The 17,907-nt window shown below is 65.2% G+C and carries 13 protein-coding genes; 7 read left to right on the top strand and 6 right to left on the bottom strand.

The annotated features are described in order from the left end of the window. Positions 1 to 43 precede the first annotated feature (43 nt). Positions 44 to 1,033 (bottom strand): UDP-glucose 4-epimerase GalE, encoded by a 990-nt coding sequence (galE, locus tag ACP8JZ_RS00230; RefSeq protein ID WP_484482478.1) that lies wholly within the window; start codon positions 1,031 to 1,033, stop codon positions 44 to 46. 375 nt (positions 1,034 to 1,408) lie between these two features. Between galE and ACP8JZ_RS00225 the strand changes: the two genes are divergently transcribed. The 6 genes from ACP8JZ_RS00225 (at position 1,409) to ACP8JZ_RS00200 (ending at position 9,085) form a co-directional block, all read left to right on the top strand. Then, a complete protein-coding gene (locus tag ACP8JZ_RS00225; RefSeq protein ID WP_323458151.1) occupies positions 1,409 to 2,923 on the top strand; it encodes a sensor histidine kinase in 1,515 nt (504 codons plus the stop codon). 86 nt (positions 2,924 to 3,009) lie between these two features. Beyond that, positions 3,010 to 3,528 carry a hypothetical protein gene (locus ACP8JZ_RS00220; protein WP_306517155.1) on the top strand — a complete coding sequence of 173 codons (519 nt, stop codon included), beginning with the start codon at positions 3,010 to 3,012 and terminating at the stop codon, positions 3,526 to 3,528. Between the two features lie 219 nt (positions 3,529 to 3,747). Continuing rightward, entirely contained in the window at positions 3,748 to 4,407 is a 660-nt protein-coding gene (locus ACP8JZ_RS00215) for a response regulator (RefSeq protein WP_306517154.1), read from the top strand. A gap of 133 nt (positions 4,408 to 4,540) precedes the next feature. Next, the gene (locus tag ACP8JZ_RS00210) at positions 4,541 to 5,608 is read left to right on the top strand and encodes an ABC transporter ATP-binding protein (protein ID WP_484482845.1); all 1,068 of its coding nucleotides are present in this window, start codon (positions 4,541 to 4,543) and stop codon (positions 5,606 to 5,608) included. After that, on the top strand, positions 5,608 to 8,187 hold the full coding sequence (locus ACP8JZ_RS00205) for an ABC transporter permease (RefSeq protein ID WP_306517152.1): 2,580 nt from the start codon (positions 5,608 to 5,610) through the stop codon (positions 8,185 to 8,187). The genes ACP8JZ_RS00210 and ACP8JZ_RS00205 overlap by 1 nt, the downstream gene beginning before the upstream one ends. A 442-nt stretch (positions 8,188 to 8,629) precedes the next feature. Continuing rightward, complete coding sequence (locus tag ACP8JZ_RS00200; RefSeq protein ID WP_286320240.1) at positions 8,630 to 9,085, top strand: hypothetical protein; 456 nt, start codon at positions 8,630 to 8,632, stop codon at positions 9,083 to 9,085. On the opposite strand, the gene ACP8JZ_RS00195 is transcribed toward ACP8JZ_RS00200, so the two are convergent. Beyond that, entirely contained in the window at positions 9,064 to 10,761 is a 1,698-nt protein-coding gene (locus tag ACP8JZ_RS00195; protein WP_484482477.1) for a formate--tetrahydrofolate ligase, read from the bottom strand. The genes ACP8JZ_RS00200 and ACP8JZ_RS00195 overlap by 22 nt on opposite strands. A gap of 487 nt (positions 10,762 to 11,248) precedes the next feature. On the opposite strand from ACP8JZ_RS00195, the gene ACP8JZ_RS00190 reads away from it, so the two are divergent. Then, the gene (locus ACP8JZ_RS00190; RefSeq protein ID WP_484482476.1) at positions 11,249 to 12,604 is read left to right on the top strand and encodes an MFS transporter; all 1,356 of its coding nucleotides are present in this window, start codon (positions 11,249 to 11,251) and stop codon (positions 12,602 to 12,604) included. A 286-nt stretch (positions 12,605 to 12,890) separates the two neighbouring features. On the opposite strand, the gene ACP8JZ_RS00185 is transcribed toward ACP8JZ_RS00190, so the two are convergent. From ACP8JZ_RS00185 to ACP8JZ_RS00170, 4 genes are read right to left on the bottom strand one after another with little or no spacing between them, the layout of a single operon-like run. Next, a complete protein-coding gene (locus ACP8JZ_RS00185) occupies positions 12,891 to 16,718 on the bottom strand; it encodes a LysM peptidoglycan-binding domain-containing protein (protein WP_484482475.1) in 3,828 nt (1,275 codons plus the stop codon). Then, a complete protein-coding gene (locus ACP8JZ_RS00180; protein WP_306517149.1) occupies positions 16,715 to 17,230 on the bottom strand; it encodes a TadE/TadG family type IV pilus assembly protein in 516 nt (171 codons plus the stop codon). Before ACP8JZ_RS00180 ends, ACP8JZ_RS00185 begins: the two co-directional genes overlap by 4 nt. Further along, positions 17,227 to 17,721 (bottom strand): TadE/TadG family type IV pilus assembly protein, encoded by a 495-nt coding sequence (locus ACP8JZ_RS00175; RefSeq protein ID WP_306517148.1) that lies wholly within the window; start codon positions 17,719 to 17,721, stop codon positions 17,227 to 17,229. Before ACP8JZ_RS00175 ends, ACP8JZ_RS00180 begins: the two co-directional genes overlap by 4 nt. Then, on the bottom strand, positions 17,718 to 17,903 hold the full coding sequence (locus ACP8JZ_RS00170; RefSeq protein ID WP_021103675.1) for a hypothetical protein: 186 nt from the start codon (positions 17,901 to 17,903) through the stop codon (positions 17,718 to 17,720). The genes ACP8JZ_RS00175 and ACP8JZ_RS00170 overlap by 4 nt, the downstream gene beginning before the upstream one ends. Between the last annotated feature and the right edge of the window lie 4 nt (positions 17,904 to 17,907).

The following is a 17,907-nucleotide window of genomic DNA, read 5'->3' as shown; positions in this document are numbered from 1 at the left end:
CCGCACGAGTGCGAGGCCAGTGACAGGTCGGGGATTCGGAAGATCAGTACCCCAAGATCTCCTTGCGACGGGGCAGCCAGGCGATGGCGTCACGGATGCCGTCGGCCGGGGTCAACTCCGCGCTCCAACCGAGCAGGTCCTTGGCACGGTGTGAGACGGTGTAGGCACCGGCGACATCTCCGGGGCGTGGTGGGCCGTAGACGACATTGAGAGCCTTGCCAGTACCTTCCTCGAAGGCCTTGACGAGCTCCTTGACGGTCACGCCGTTCCCGGTGCCGATGTTGAACACCTGGTAGGGCTCGTCGGCGGTCACCTCGTCGAGGTGCTCCAGAGCGGCGACGTGGGCCTGGGCCAGGTCCCAGACATGGATGAAGTCGCGGATGCCGGAGCCGTCTCGGGTGGGCCACTCGACACCCGTGACGGTGAAGGTGGAGTCCTCCATCCAGGCGTCGATCATCTTGCCGAGCACGTGGGTGGGGTGTTCGATCTGCTGGCCGGTACGTAGCTTGGGATCCGAGCCGATCGGGTTGAAGTACCGCAGGCTGAGTGCCTTGAGGTCGGAGGCGTGGGCGGCGTCACGCAGGATGTGCTCCACCATGAACTTGGTGGTGGCGTACGGGCTGCCGGGGTCCAGCGCGGAGTCCTCGGTCACCTTGAACTCGTCGTCGGTGGCGTAGATCGACGCCGAGGAGGAGAACAGGATACGGTGCACGCCGTTGCGCTGCATACCCTGCAGCAGCTTGACCGTCTTGCCGACGTTGTTCTCGTAGTAGCCCAGCGGGTCGGCAACCGACTCCGGGACGATGATCTTGGCCGCGCAGTGCACGACGGCGTCGATCTGGTTCTCGGTGAAGACGCGGTCGAGCAGGTCCTGGTCGGCGATGTCGCCCTGGTAGAAGGTGCGGTCGCGGACGAACTCGCGGCGTCCCGCGGACAGGTCGTCCAGGACGACGACCTCGTGGCCTGCCTCCTCGCATGCCGAACCGACCGTCGATCCGATGTAGCCGGCTCCGCCGGTGATGAGAATCCGCATGAGTCCTCCGAATTGCTGGTGATGGACACCATGTTATGCGGTGCGATGCAGGGCCATGTACATCGGTGGCCGTGAATCCCCACGCCCGCGACCACCACACCTGCGAGGGCCCCATCATGTGGTCGAAGGGCCTTGGCCGTGCAGGAATACGGGTTGCCGAAGGGCCTTGTAGTGCAGGTGCACGGGTTGTCCGGAGAGGCTGCGGCCGTCCCACCGACCCCACGGTCATCTCACCGACCCTCAGAATCCAGGGGAGCAGGAACCCATGCCCGAGGTTCGTCGAACAAGGTGTGTCGAACAGGCCCCCAGCTGGCCGGCCGAGCCGTCCCGGCACGACGACCTGCCACCTTCCAGGGGCCACATAAACTGGAATCCATGGCAACCAACCGGATCGACCAGACGAGCGGTTCTGCTGACCCTGCCGACCTCACCGGATCCTCCCCCAGCAGCGACGAGGCTGCCACGCGCCCCCAGGAGTCGCACTCCCGCCCGCCCGGCCAGCCCAGCGCTCCCCGGGAGCAGGGCAGAACCGACCAGCAGGAGTCGCCGGCCAAGGGATCCTCCGGACGAGCCACGTCCTCGGTACGTGCCCGGTTGGGGCGCCTCGGGGCGAACCGATCCTCCGAGGAACAACTGTCGATCCCCGGGATGGAGGAGGTCCTCAACCCCACCGTCGACGATGGGCGCCCCACCGACCCGGAGCGGACCCTGTGGGTCGACATGACCCTCATCACGGTGTTGACGACCCTCACCATCGTGCCGTACCTGGCTGCAAGCATCCAGGCACCGATCCCCGAATATGTCGCCGCCCTCGTCTCGTCGATCATCATGGTGTTCAGCCTGTTGCTGCGTCGGGATCATCCGGGGGCGCTCATGGCCCTGCTGCTGGTTGGCGGACTCATCCAGCTCATCTTCGTCCCGTTCCCGGTGCTGTCGATCATTGCCGTGCCGATCGCCTCGTACGCCGTGGGTCGGTGGACGGCAGGGCGTCAGTCACGCATCATCCTGTGGCTCGGCACGATCGGTGCCATTCTGGGGCCGTTGCGCTGGCGGGACACCCTGGCTGCCGACTACGACTCCTCCGGCACCCCGTGGGTCATGTGGTTCCTCGCCACGACGGTGTGTCTCGGCCTGGTCGTCACCCCCTATGCGGTGGGCAGACGACTGCGTGAGGCGGCGCTCATCGAGTCCCAGCAACGCATCGCCAAGGCCCAGCGGTTCCGGGCGATCCTCGCCGAGCGTGAGCAGGCAGCTCGCATGGCCGAGGAACGCACCCGCAACGACATCGCTCGGGAACTGCACGACATCGTCGCCCATTCCCTGTCGGTGATGATCGTGCAGGCCGAGGGCGGCAAGGCCCTGGCCACGAAGAAGCCCGAGGCGGCCATCGACGTGCTCGACACCATCGCCGACACCGGACGCGACGCCCTGGTCGAGATGCGTCGCATCGTCGGCGTGCTGCGTCAGGACCCGGATGCCAAGGCCGACTACGCTCCCTCCCCCGGCCTGGCCGACATCCCAGAGCTGGTGGCGAGGTCTGGCCCACGCGTACAGCTGCAGGTGCATGGACAGCGCCCCGAGGTGTCCCAGACGATCGGTCTGACGGCCTTCCGGGTGGTACAGGAAGCCCTCACCAATGTTCTCAAACACGCCGGCCCCACCGCCCATGCGACGGTGGACGTCGACTACGGCCCCCGCCTCATCACCCTGCGCATCGACGACGACGGCTATGGCGACGCGGTCAAGGGGGACGGGATGGGACACGGCCTGCAGGGCATGCGGGAGCGCGTCTCATCGATGGGTGGCGCGCTCACCGTGGGACCACGTGAGGAAGGTGGCTTCTGCGTCGCGGTGAGCTTGCCGGTCGTGACGGACTCACGGTTGCGGTGAGGCAGGGCTTTCCCAACCTCACGCGGACACCCCAGATCGAGTACCACCACGGCATCACGTGCAGTGGATTCTCGGACGATCGGGGCATGAAGTACCATCAATCTGTGTCGACTCGTAGCTCCGTGTGGTACCTGGATCGCGTGGTCCTCGTCATGGCTGTGTCGCTGGGGCTTTTCGGACTGGTGGCGTGGGCGATCCTTCCGCCCTCCCAGGCGCCGCTGGGCACGTCCTTGGGCATCTCTGCCGCATCCTGGCTCGTGACGTTGGTCCTTGGCTTGGTACTGCGTCCGTTTCCCACCAAGCTGACCGGCAAGGTTGACGCCGACGAGATGAGGAATGCCGTCGCCAGGAAGATGTCCATCGCGTGGCTTGGGACGACGTGGCCTGCGCTCATCCTGTTCATCCTTGCGTTCCTGCTGCACCTGCCCCGCGCATTCGTCCTCCTCGGCATGATTGCCGACGGCGCAACGATGTTCCTCCTCCTTCACTCGACCGATCAGCGGCTGGAACAATTCGCCGAGACCTGGTGCGGCGACCAGTACGATCCGGCGAATCCAGAGATTGACAAGTTCCTGCACGACACGCCCCCTGCGAGCCCGTCCTGAGGGTGCCCGCCACCCGGCGACGACCGGGGGACTGCTGGGTTCGGGTTCCCCATGTCGGCCATTGCAGCCAGGCCCATTGGGCTGCCGTCACGCACGAGCGCCGGTGTCAGAGGTGATGGATGGGCACCACGATGGAGCCCATGACACAACGAACCACACCAGATCGTGACCCAGGCGGATACACTGGCGCCAACCACGAAGTCACCGGGAGGAATCACCATGGCCGAACCCATCCGCGTCCTCCTGGTCGACGACCAGTCCCTGGTCCGCTCGGGATTCCACATGCTCATCGATTCCGAGGATGACATGGCGGTTGTCGGTGAGGCGTCGAACGGCGCCGAGGCGTTGGAGAAACTGCGCACCATCGAGGTGGACGTCGCCCTCATGGACATCCGCATGCCGGTGATGGACGGGGTGGAGACCACCCGCAGGATTGCCGCGTCCAGCCTGCCCACCAGGGTGATGATCCTCACCACCTTCGACCTGGACGAGTACGTCTACGCTGCCCTCAAGGCCGGCGCCTCCGGGTTCCTCCTCAAGGACGCCCGCCCCGCCGAGCTGCTCTCGGCCATTCGTTCCGTGGCGGACGGGGAGGCGGTCGTGGCACCATCCGCCACCAAGCGTCTGCTCGACCACGTCGTGCCCACCCTGCCCGCCGATCCCCATGCCGCCGACGAACGACTCGCCTCACTCACCGATCGGGAGCGCGAGGTGCTGGTGGAGATCGCCAAGGGTGCCACCAACGCCGAGATCGCCCAGACCCTCTACATGGCCGAGGGCACCGTCAAGACCCACATCGGACGTCTGCTGAGCAAACTGGACTGCCGCGACCGGGTGGGTCTGGTGCTGCTCGCCCACGAGGTCGGCCTGGTGCGCTGAGCGTGTGGGGATGGCTCCCCATACCAGCCCCGTTTGCACACCCCTGTGACCAACGCTGCCCCGTGGTCAAGGGGCCTCGCAGTCAACGCGGCCCGCGGCGCACGCGCCCCTGCGCAGGGTTAGTTTGCGCAGGATTCAGCGAAACCGAGGGTCAGAACTCCACGTCGCCCTGAGTCGCGACGCGATCCACGCCCAAGCTGCCCACGCCCAGTCTGCCCCGTCTCGGGGGACCGGCTCGTGCCAAGCCGGCGGCATCCCCTGGTGCTCATCCACCGGTATCGGCCTCGGCCACCCCACACCTTCCCCGGTCGGAGCCATTTTTCATCCCACGGAAGGATGTTGGCCACCCGGAACGTTGCATACCGTGTGTGCCATGACGGCGAAAGACGCCTCTTCCCGACGAAAGGCCATCATGACCACACCACCGCGTTACGCAGTCAGCCCTGCAGATCCGGCAGCTGGCTCCTCGACGATCGCCCCCGACGCTGCCGCCGGCCTGCGGCTCAGCAAGGTGTACGGATCCGACGAGACCCGTGTCATCGCACTGGACCAGGTCGACGTGCGTTTCGCCCGCGGCACCTTCACCGCGATCATGGGCCCGTCCGGATCGGGCAAGTCCACCCTCATGCACTGCTTGGCGGGCCTGGACACCATCACCTCCGGACGTGCCTTCCTCAATGGTCACGAGCTCAACACCATGCCCGACAAGCAGCTCACCAGACTGCGTCGTGAGGAGGTCGGGTTCATCTTCCAGTCGTTCAACCTGTTGCCGATGCTCACCGCCAAGCAGAACATCCTGCTTCCCTTGGAGCTTGCCGGCAGGAAGCCCGACAAGGAACTCTTCGACCAGATCGTGGATGAGCTGGGCATCGCCAACCGACTGGGGCACCGTCCCTCGGAGCTCTCGGGTGGTCAGCAGCAACGCGTGGCCTGCGCCCGCGCCATGGTGACCCGTCCCTCGGTGGTCTTCGCCGACGAGCCGACTGGTGCCCTGGACTCCAAGGCCGGCACCCGTCTGTTGGAGTACATGCGCCACAGCGTCGACGACCGCGGCCAGACGATCATCATGGTCACCCACGACCCGCGCGCCGCGTCCTACGCCGACCGGGCGCTCATGCTCTTCGACGGCCGTATCGTCGATGACTTCGAGTCCCCGCAAGCCGAAACCATCAGCACGGCCCTGGCCAGTCTGGAGGCGTGATGATCAGCCAAGCTCTCAAGGAAGTGCGCTACCACCCCGGCAGGGTGGTGGCCACCATCGTCGCCATCGCCATCTCGATCGGCTTCCTGTCAACGATCTCCATCTTCCTGCGCACCCAGGGCACCGCCGAGGGCAAGCGTCAGGCCATCTACAGTACGAGGGCCGACTCGGTCGTCACGGTCACCAAGGCCATCGAGAAGCCCGACAAGGTCACCAAGGCCATCGAGGACACCGACGGCGTCAAGGACGTCGAGCTGCTGTACAGCAGCTCGGGCATGGCCAGCCACAACGGCTCGGACGTCATGGGCACCAGCTACAGCACCCCGTCCGAGGGATTCCGGTGGTCGAAGCTCACCGAGGGAAAGTGGCCCGAGAAGCCCAACCAGGTCGTCGCCTCCAAGGACGGCGCCAAGAAACTCGACCTCAAGGTGGGCGACACCTTCAAGTTCAACGATCAGGACGCCACCTTGGTCGGCATCGCCGATGAGCCCAAGGCCCTGCTCAACGAGACCTTCTACGTCGGTGGGCCAGGAAAATCGGGCGACGACGGCGACAGCACCTGGCTGGTGCACGTCAAACCGGGGTCCGACACCACTGCCGTCAACAAGGCAATCGTCAAGAACGTCACGGGCGTGCAGAAATTCGACACCGACGAGCCCGTCACGGCGCAGACCGCCAAACAGTTCCAGGACGCGTCGATCAAGGATCTCATCGGCAGCTTCGACGTCACCAAGTACGGCCTCATGATCTTCGGTGCCATCGCATTGTTGGTGGGGGTCATCATCATCAGCACCACCTTCGGCATCCTGCTGGCGCAGCGCCGCCGTCAGATCGGCCTCATGCGCGCCGTGGGCGCCTCCGGGGGGTACGTGCGCCGCATGGTCCTCGGGGAGGCCATCGTGCTCGGCGTGCTCGGCTCCCTGCTGGGCATCGTGCTGGGTATCGTGTTCTCCCTCATCGCTGCCGCCCGCACCGGTGCTCTGTGGTTCGGTCTGAGCTGGCCGGTGGGTGAGCTCGTCGGTGAGTTCCTCATCGGCGTGCTCATCACGATCCTGGCTGCCTTCCTGCCCGCCATCCGGGCCACTCGGGTGGCTCCGTTGGAGGCACTGCGCCCGGTTCCCACCGTGGAGGAGCGTAGGAAGGCCTCGATCGCACGCATCATCGTGTGCTCACTGCTGTTCCTGATCGGCGTCGGGCTGTCGGTGCTCACCTTCCACGTCGACAATCTGGCATCCATCCCGGTGGCCATCGGCTCGGCGATCCTCCTGTCGATCGCGGTGCTCGCGGCGGCCCCGCTGTACGTGCCCAGTCTCATCAAGCTCTTCGGACTGGTCATCCGCCCGTTCGGACCGACGGCGCGACTGTCGACCTCCAATGCGGTGCGCAACCCGAGCCGTACCTCGCTGACGGCCGTGGCTCTCATGCTGGCGGTTGGTCTGTCGATGACCTTGCAGATCGGTACCGCGACCATGCGTTCCACCGGTGATCGGATGATCGAGGAGCACTTCCCCGTCGACATGCAGATCTCGACGCTGCCTCCCATGGACGATGAGCCCGCCCCGGACGGGGAGCAGAGTACTGCAGACGCTGAGTCTGGGTCGTCTACACCTGATGCCACCGCTGGGACGTCGAACGGAAAGGCTGGGCAGCACCCAGAGGCTCCGGCGTTGCCCAAGACCGTGCTGGGCACGATCGACGACCTGCCCAACGTCGCCTCACAGCTGCAGCTTGAGAGCACACTGGCCGATCTCGGCGACAAGGGCAAGGATTCTTACCAGAACTCCGTGGTCGTCTACGGTGCCGAGAAGGACAAGATGTCGCAGATCAGCGACGTCGTCTCCGAGAAGCTGAATGACGACACCATCGTGGTCAACGACAGCCTGCCGTTCAGGACGGGCGAGAAGATCAAGGTCACAGGATCGAAGGGGACGGTCGAACTCTCCGTCGTGAAGGTCTCTGGTGTCCTCGATTTCAGCGAGGCCCTGACCACCACGGCCGCCCTCGACCGACTCTCCGACAACCATCAGGTGAGCGCGGTGTGGATGAAGATGCAGGACCGCACCAACATGACCTCGGTCATGGAGCGGCTCACGCCCCTGATGTCCACCTCGGGCGTCAGCGTCAGCGGCGGTTTCCCGGCAGCCGGCATGCTCGACAAGATCCTGGACGTCATCCTCATGATCATCACGGCCCTGCTGGGCGTGGCAGTGCTCATCGCCCTGGTGGGTGTGGCCAACACCCTGGGCCTGTCGGTGCTGGAGCGACGCCGCGAGTCGGCGTTGCTGCGGGCCATGGGCATGCAGAAGCGCAGTCTGCGTCTCATGCTGCTCCACGAGGCCCTGCAGACCAGCTTCGTCGGGGTGTTCGTCGGAGTGGTCGCCGGTGGATACTTCGCCTGGTTGGGGATCTCGTCGATCTTCCGGACTGCCGACACCAATGTGCAGATACACTTCGGCGTCGACTGGCCGTGGACGATCGGGCTCATCCTCATCTGCATGGCGGCCGCTGCGTTGGCATCGATATTGCCGGGCAGCCATGCCGCCCGGACGGCACCGACCGAGGCGCTTGCCGAGGAGTGAGTCTGCTGAGCTGAATGGTGGGTGACGCCGCTGCCACCGTGATGACGGCCCGCACCACCTGACGATGACCGTGGTGGTGTCACCCACACCAGAACAGCTCGATGCATGACTGGCCCGGCCCCGAAAAGGGGTCGGGCCAGGTGCCGTGTCCACCTCCCCCTCGGACCGGATTCTGATTGACCCTTGGCGGACTGAGAGACAGCGGTACCCCCACCTCCCCCTCGAACCGAATCCGATCGAGACGAACAACGCGTATCCGCAGCACGAGGATCGAGCAGACGCCTCGTCCACACCCCTGCGATGAGTTCGGTGATGCCCACGATCCGGTGGGGACACATGACCTGGGAATCATGACAGTGCCCCTTGCCAGTTCGGCATTGACCACACCTGCATGGCGTTCAGGACGTCACCTGGTTCGGGAGCAACCTCTACACTGGCAGTCGTGACCCACGTCTGGAAGATCCTCACCGCAGCGGCAACGGTGTTCCTCCTTGCCATGGCCGGTCTGCTGTTCGTTCTGGCTGACCGCAACCAGACATTCCTTGCCACCGGCGATCACATCACCGGAGTCGTCACCCAGACCAGCACCGCTTCCCGGCTGTGTGAGGATCCCTGGCAGCGGACCAGGCGACGTGCCTGCACTGTGGCGGCCATCACGTACCACGATGAGGGGCACGACGGGATCCTCCTGTCCCCGCCGCTGTCGAACGGTCAGCTCTCCCAGGGTGACCGCGTCAACCTGGTCATCGACCGGCAGGGGCATGACGTTGACGACGACATCGTTGCCCTGGACAAGCCGCTGGGCATCAAGTACCGGATGGTTCCGTGGTTGTTCGTCGCTGCAGCCGTCGGCGTGGCCGGCTGGGGTGTGGGTGCTCAGAAGAGGCCGACGACCTGACCGTTGTCGTCGATGTCGATGCGTTCGGCAGCCGGATGGGCTCCCAGTCCGGGCATGGTGCGCATGTTGCCGCAGATCGCGTAGACGTACCCGGCGCCCACGGCAGCGCGCACCTCACGCACCGGCAGACGCCAACCGGTGGGACGGCCCTTGAGCTGGGGGTCGTGGGACAGCGACAGGTGGGTCTTGGCCATGACGACGGGCAGTCGGCCGTAGCCCAGCTCCTCGAAGTGGGCGAGGTCCTTGGCGGCCTGCGGCGAGATGTCGATGCCGTCGGCCCCGTAGACCTCGGTGGCAATCTTCTCGATCTTGGTCTCCAGACTGTCGGCCAGATCATAGGTGTAACGAAAATCGGTGGGCTGGTGACAGGCGTCGACGACGGCGCGGGCCAGCTCCATGGCTCCGTTGCCTCCGTCGACGACGTGGGTGGAGGCGGCGAAGTGAGCACCTTCCTGCTCGGCGACACGACGCACCGCTTCGATCTCGTCGTCATGGTCGTCGGGGAAGACGTTGAGTGCCACGATCGGCGACACCCCGAAGGTGCGGACGATCTCGATGTGCTTGCGCAGGTTGTCGGCACCGGCGAGTACGTCCTCGGGGCTGTCGGCAAGCATGTCGGGGGGTAGTGGTTTCCCGGCGACGATCTTGTAACGTCCCGAGTGTGCCTTGAGGGCGCGAATCGTCACCACCAGGACGGCGGCGTCGGGGCGCAGACCAGAGGTGCGGCACTTGATGTTGAAGAACCGCTCGGCCCCCATGTCGGCACCGAATCCGGCCTCGGTGAGCAGGAAGTCACCGCACCTGCTGCCCACCCGGTCGGCGATGACCGAGGAGTTTCCGGTGGCGATGTTGCCGAATGGTCCAGCGTGGACGAGCACCGGGGTGTTCTCGGTGGTCTGCAACAGGTTGGGTTTGATGGCGTCCTTCATGATGACGGTCATGGCACCTGCCGCATGGAGGTCCTCGGCACTCACCGGCTCACCGCTGCGGGTGTAGGCGACGACGATGCGCCCCAGCCGGGCTCGTAGGTCGGCCAGCGAGGTGGCCAGGGACAGGATGACGCCGACCTCGCTGGCTGCGGTGATGTCGAATCCGGTTTGCCGGGGCACACCGTCGATCCTGGATCCCAGACCGACGATGGTGTTGCGCAGGGCCCGGTCGTTGACGTCGACCACGCGACGCCACGAGATGGAGTGTGGTTCGATGTCGAGGGCGTTGCCCTGGTGCAGGTGATTGTCGATCATTGCCGCCAGGAGGTTGTGGGCGGCGGTGATGGCGTGGAAGTCGCCTGTGAGGTGCAGGTTGAGCTTCTCCATGGGGAGCACCTGGGAGTATCCGGCCCCGGCAGCGCCGCCCTTGATGCCGAAGGTCGGTCCCATCGAGGGTTGACGCAGGGCGAGCATCGTCTTCCTACCGATCTTCTCGAGCCCCTGGGCCAGTCCGACTGCCGTCGTCGTCTTGCCCTCGCCCAGTGGGGTGGGGGTCACGGCGGTGACGACGACGTACTTGGCACGGGGGCGTCCCTCGTGGGCCTGCTCGATGTCCAGGGACACCTTGGCGACGTCGCGGCCGTAATGCTCGAGGTAGCTCTCCGGGATCGAGGCCCGGTTCGCAACGTGCTCAATGGGCTCGAGGCGAGCCTCCCGGGCGATCTGCAGATCCGACTTCATCGCCATGTCCTCCATATCGTCGTTGCCTGGTCGTCGCCTGTCGGCGCGGTACTGGTGACCCTACTGCCCAATATCGTAGGTGGATCCGACACGGGGCGACGTCATCCCCCCCGGCTTGCACCATCCGATTCTGAATGTGGATCACGTACCGCTGCATGTGTTGCTGCAGGTTTCATCCTGCCGCACCGTGGCGGTTCTGGTGACACAACACGGCACACCACTCCACTGCTCCGACTGCTGGACCACCGTCGTCACGTCAGGGGATCCGCGCACATCACAGACGCCTGAACGCCTGCCCTGCGGAGTTCATGTCACACAGTGCCATGATCGGATTACTTTGTCCGTGACCTCTTGGGCTTTTCGGCGGGGGCGCAGGAAGACCCGCGATCACGAGTTTTCGGCAGCCTCGTGACACCCTCGTGGTCGCACACCCCATACTTTTCTGGCACGCGTAGGATCGTCTCAGCCGACATGTGTCGACGAAGGAGAGTTCGTGTTCTGGCAGAACCTCAAGCGCCTGTGGCGTCACCCCAGGTTCCGCAGGATCCTTGGGGTACGCATCTTCACCCAGGCTGCGGACGGCACCCTACAGGTGGGCATGGCCTCCTACGTCCTGTTGTCGCCGGAGCAGCAGCCGGACGCGTGGTCCATTGCCATGGTGCTTGCCATCACGCTGCTGCCCTTCTGTCTGCTCGGCCCATTCGTCTCCCTGGTGCTGGATCGATGGTCACGGCAACGCATCCTCGTGGGAACGGACGGTCTGCGTTGCCTCATCGCCCTGATGCTGGGCGTACTGGTGTGGAACGGCGCACGCGACAAGGCCTCCCACATCGCCCTGCTCATCCTGCTGCTGGTGGCGATGAGCATGAACCGTTTCCTGCTCACGGCACTCACCGCCGGACTGGAACACACCATTGACAAGCGCGAATATCTGACGGCCTCGTCGATCATGCCGATCATCGGGCCGCTGGGGCTCATGCTGGGTGCCGTCATCGCGACTGCCGTGCGCCTGATCGCCGGCCGACACATGCCGGTGCATCATGCCGACACCATCATCTTCGTCATCTCGGCGACGCTCTTCGCATTCTCGGTGGGTCTGGGCATGCGATTCGACCGTTGGGAACTCGGACCGACCCACGTCGATCGCAGCGAGAGCGCCTCCGACGTGTTGCGCTCGACCCTGGAGGGATTCCGTCACTGCGCCCATCTGCCCACGGTACGTACTGGGTTGACGTTCATCGGCGTCCAGCGGGTGCTGTTCGGGGTGTACTCGGTGGCAATGATCCTCGGCTACCGCAATCTGCTGCACGCCCAGACCGACATCAACGGGGCGATGGGCGACATGATGGTGTGGGGTGTCGTCATGGGAACGGGGATCGTGCTGTCGGCGGCATTCATGCCCCCCTTGGTGCACGGCATCGGTATGCGACGGGCCCTGACCAGTCTCATGGTCGCCACCGCCGTGGTGCAGGTGTTCCCCGGGTCGATCATCAATCGATTCGCCCTGCTCATTGCGTCGTTCTTCATCGGTGTGTTCGCCCAGTCGGTCAAGGCGGGCACCGACACCATCTGTCAGGCCCACGTCGCCGACGCCTTCAAGGGACGTGTCTTCATCGTCTACGACATGGTCTACAACGCAGCCTTCGTCGCCGGATCCGCGCTGGCTGCAGCTCTCGTCCCCGATGAGGGCATGTCCACCCCGCACCTCCTGGGTCTGGGTGGGGCGTACCTGCTGCTGGGGATCGGTTTCCTGCTGCGCACCCATCGCTACGGCGACACGGAGTTCAATCGGGGCACTGCCCTGGGCGGGGAACCACTGGCCATCCAGAAGACCCTGCCCGAGAGGTGACCTGGCCCGAGGGATGACCCTGCCCCCGCCACGTCAACCGTGACTCGACCAATGGCCCAACGATGCCAATGCCCGAGCCAGATCCGCTCAAGAGTGAGCTGACACCGGTGCAAACCATGCACACATGCAGGAACACGTAGGACCGGACCCGTCAGCGACGGCCGCCAACCCTGCACATGTGAAGGTGTGAAGGACTGACAATGCCCGACGTCGTGCTGACCCCACGACGTCGTGCCGAACGCCTCCAGCTGCGGGGCCGACCCCGACGTGGCATTGGCTCACCGCCTCACACCACTCGGGTACGTGGTCGTCCCTCCATCACCTCCTGAAGCACGGTGACGGTCTCGTCCGACAGGTCGACGCCGATGCGGCGCGCCTGGCGCGCCAACAGGTACACCAGACGTTCCGTCTCACAACGATCATCGGCCAGGTGAGCGATACGGATCTGTGTGGTGAGCAGCACCTCATCCTGGGGGCACGCACTCAACGCTCGATTCACGGCGCGTCGGGCTCCGTCGAGATCACCTTCGGCCATCCGACGCCGAGCCAGCTCGGCCCCGATGTCGCGGATGGTCTGCACCATCTCCAGCCGCCATTCCTCAGCCCACAACCACTGCCCAGGGGCGGCATCGGCAAGTGGTGCACCGCGCACCAGGTCCAGGGCTCCGGCAAGTGCCGCATCGGTGGCACGGGCCACTCCAGCGGTGATGAGGACCTCGAGATGCTCCCAGTCGGTGGTGATCTCGTCACAGAGCCGCAGACGCCCGTCATAGGCGTCAGCCAGATAGGGCTCGCCAGAGTCGTCATTGCCCAACCACCGTCGCAACCGGGACAGATTGGATCGTCGGGTGGTTTCGGCAACCAGCAAACTGTCGGACATCTGGGTGGAACGGGCCCCAGGGTGGGCCAGGATCCACGCCGCGTACTCCAAGCACTGGCGTCGAGCCTTGCTGGGAATCTGACCACGGGCACCGACCAGATCGACCGGGCCCAACAGCCGTAGCACAGGGCTGGGCCCTGCACTGGATGATGGATTGGTCGTCATCGTGTCCTCCAGAAGTACCTTGCCAATGATGGGTTCAGGTCGTCGTATCCTTGCAGGCTCTCGGTCTGGTGGCTCGTCCATGCTGTGAGAAGGCTGGAGAAGAGCGGTCCGAGGCGGGTCCCCGCCGCTTTCATCATTGTCAAGAACCTCGCCTGAACTGTCCGGGGTGAGCCCATCCGGTCCGGGAGACCCGTGTGCCGTCCCGCCGTCCCACCACGGGGCTGGCTCATCTGCTTGTTGACCAGTGAGCTCGACCAAGTCGACTATGGCCCGTCTCATGGGACGATCGACGCCCTGCACCTCGAAGGTGGTTCGTCCCATCTGCCCGACAAGCTGGCTGGCACTTGGTCGAGCTCGTTCTGCAGCACCCGGACTTTCCCGTCCAGCTCGTTCCGCAACGTGAATGACCAGTCCACCGGATGCCGATCCGAGGTGGACGAGCACCATGCCGGCAGCCCGGACCGCCGCAACGTCGTCAACGTCAATCGGCTCGTCGGCAAGGATGACGCGCACCACCTCAGGCGCCGCCATGTCATGCGAATGAGGGTGGGCTCGGGAGGTCCACCACTGCAGTGCCCGGCTCACCTCGTCGGTGGTCATCGGCTGGACGTCCTCGATCCCGGTCTGGGCGAGCCAGCGCAATGACTCCCCCACCACGATCACGTCGACCCCGCTACTCCACCTCGAAGCCACCAGGCACAGACCGATCGCCGCCACCAGACTCTGGCAGGGCCGGTCAGGACCTTCGACCGTCACCAGACCCGGGGAATCGGCAAGGTCCATGAGCATCGGGGTACCGTCGAGTCGCTGGCCAAGCACGACGGTCGTTGCCGTGAGTTCATCACCCGTCTGTCCGGACAGCTGACCTGGCAGTGCCTCATTGGAGGAACACGACGCTTCCCCACTGGAGACCTCGTACTCCGCCATGTCATCGTCATGGAGCGCCTCGGTACCGGGTTCATCATCGACATTGCCGTCTCGTGCGTCGCTCGCATGTTCCGGCTCCGTGGCGTCGTCAAGCTCCTCGAGTCCCTCGGTCATGGACCGGATCAGTTCGCTGGCCGCCGTGGTACGGGCACGCCACGGCGCATCCGGGGTATCGGTGACCTCACTGGTTGGGTCGATGGACATGCTGGTCTGATCCCCGGGCACGACGACTGGGCCTCTCGCCTCGGCCGACGCGCAGCTGTCTGCAGCCGTCTCGTCCGTGGCCCCAGCCCCATCAGACCCAACGGCACCGGCTGCATCCAGGAGTTGCTTGGTCCGTTGCCGTTCCTCGGGCACGGCCGGAATCCTCCTACCCACCTTGCGACTGAAGAGTTGCTGCCGACGTCTGCTCACCAGTGCCCCCGAGATGCCACCAGCCAGGAACAGGCTCATCCCGGACAGGGCTCGCACGAGCAGCTCGGAATCCGCCCCAGTACCATCGCCGTCCCGGGGCAACCCACCGGTGGGATCCGACCCCACGGCACGTGACGCAGCTGCAGCAGGCGTATCTTCACTCGCCCCTGCGGTGGGTCGAGGTGATGGCCCGACCTCTGCAGCAGACGATGACGTGGCTTTCGGGGCACCCGCAGAACCGGTCGGTGAAGGCACACCTGACGCCAGCGGCATCCATGTCCCGATTCTGGTCGACGACGTCTCGCTGCCAGCAGGGATTCCACCGGTACTCCCCGGAGTCGGGACCAATGGTGTGGAGGTGTGCGTGCCAGGTACCGTGGTGGCGGAATCCATCTCGTCATGGGGCCCGTGGGAAGCCTTCGGCCGTGTCGGACTGGCAGATTCAACTCCTTCGGAAGCAGTCGTGTGACTGGCAGCCGCCTCGTGCGTCCTGCCACCATCATGCTGTGCCGTTCGGTGTGCAGTACCGTCATCCTGCCCGGACGCATGCTCAGAGGTGCTCGGCACCGTGATCTGCCATCCCACATCGATGACGTCGGGATCGGTGACGAGATCACGATTGAGCTGCCAGATCTGTGGCCAGGCATCGGCATCTCCCAGATGTTCCCGGGCAAGCTTGCTCAAGGTGTCGCCCCGGTGCACCACCACCGTCGTCGTCGAGGGATGGGAGAGGGACGAGTCGGATGACGGCGCAGCTGCCGAGTCAGTGCTCGAGGAGGAAGCCTCCGCAGTGGCACCACCGGTCGCCGCAGAGTCGGTACGGGAGAGGTCTCCTGCCCCGTGCGCAGGATCAACGGTCGTACCGGTGTTCGGAAGATTCCATGTGCCAGCAACGGGAGCACCCGGCGCGGACGTGGGAGGCGTGGAATCAGAGAATGTGGTACCCGCGTCGAGTGTGTCGGCTCCCGGCGTGGCTGGGTTGTGGGTGCCGAGACCGTGCATGCCGGCTTGGGGCAGCTTGATCTGGTCACCCACTGGCAGATGCTGCACATCCATCCCTGGGTTGGCTCTGGCAATCTGGTGCCAGGCAGTTCCCTCGCCGTAGACACGCTCCGCGAGGCTCCACAGGTCGTCCGTGGCACTGATTCGATACATGTCGTAGTCAGGCGTGGATTCTGCAGTCATCTTTCGGGCAGGCCCCGACGCTCGTGCGGAGTTGTAATCCGTGAACTCCATCGGCCGACTCTGGGATCCCCGCACCTCCTGACTGATGCTCCCACTCGTCTCCGATCGCCCCGGGACGTCTTCCTGCAGCATCGAGTCGCCTCGCGTCTGCTGAGCGATGCCGACCGCTGCGACAGTGGTGTTCTGCTGTGTGGGACTACTGCCGCGTGCCGCCGGTGCGAGGATGGCGAGACTTGCCACCAGAAGTCCCGCAGCCAATCCCTGGACCAGGGAGAGTCCGGGCAGGGTGACATGCACGCGACTGTGAGTCGCCAGAGCGACTGCCTCGATGACGACACTCAGGGTGAAGACGAACCATGCCGCCCACCCAGTGACGGTCACCAGCCCCAGGACGATGGTGCCGTCGTCAGGACCCATGAGTGCTGAGGGGCTCAGCCGCGCCAACCCATCCAGACGTCCCCAGGCCAGCAGGGCCGTGGGGCTTCCGATGACGAGAGCAGCGAGCAGAAGGGTTGAGCCCACCGATGTGATGAGACGTTTCATGGTGTGCGCTCCCGGTGACTGTCGACGGGGGCCTGTGCGCTCCCATTGACGTGGATGGATCCGGGTAGTGGCAGCCCAAGATCCGACAGGGATACGGTGCAGCTCACCGAGGCACTGACGCTGCCACGAGTACCGACCCGTCTGGAGAAGGTGTCTGCGGCAATGCGCAGTGACGCTCCCCGGCATCGTGTTCCGGCCAGTTCGGCGGATCCAGCCTCAGTTCCCGCAGTGACAGCCTGGCCGGATGAATGGGCCATGGCCGCCGTCCGTGCCGCGGACTGGGAGGCTGACTGCACGTCGGCTCGAGCCTGCCAGACTCGCCAGGAAGCGGTCGCCGCGGACACGATGAGAATGACCAGCGGCAGCAGAAGCACAGCCTCCACCGAGACCGCGCCACGCTGCCGGTGACGTGGTCCTCGACTCCCCGGGACACGAAGGTGTTGCCACGAGCCGGTCATCATTCGAGTGCTCACCCCGGTTGCACTTTGCTGAGACGTTCCGATGCGAATCATGTTCCCTCCTTGGGAGCCACGGCATGGGCACGCACGGTGGTGAACCGCCCCGCCGGGAAGAACCTCGCAGCCTGCACGTTGACGTCGACTCGGACGATTCGTGCGTGACGGTCGGTGTGCACGTGCAGCTGGGACACCCCCGATCCGGCGCAGACCTGGCTGGCAGCCCGGGGCGCGTCGGAGGGAGTCGAGCCCAACATGGCATCGGCATGTACAGCGGCTCGGGCAGCCTCGATGGCCACCGATCTGGCCTGGAGGACCAGAACTGTCTGGATGGCAGCGGCAATCGCCATCATCACCACCGGCCACACCAGGACCCACTGCACCGATTCCGACAAACCCCGCTCGTCGCGCCTGGTGACCCGGGTTTCCCGTACCGGTCGTGCCCGGAACAGGTGTGCTCGGGAAAGACCCGTCCACAGCGAGTTCGTTCGGGACGTGCCCACCCAGGCACGAGCCGACGTGGCCCAGGTCACCAGGAGCGGATTCACTTGGGCAGGTGCTTCGACACGTAACCAGTGATGACCGAGACGACGATGGTGGCGATCGCCACGGCTCCGAGCAGCAGGACGGCGTTCTCGGTTGACTGGCTCAGGCCCCGTTCGTCTCGTGATGATGGCTGACCGGTGAGGACGGGCAGTGCGGAACCGAGCAGGATGTGAATCTGTTTCATGATG

This window comes from Cutibacterium sp. LaCa_286 (assembly GCF_057198075.1).
Note: the sequence above shows the minus strand (reverse complement) of the source record. Positions and strands in the feature narration are given on the sequence as shown.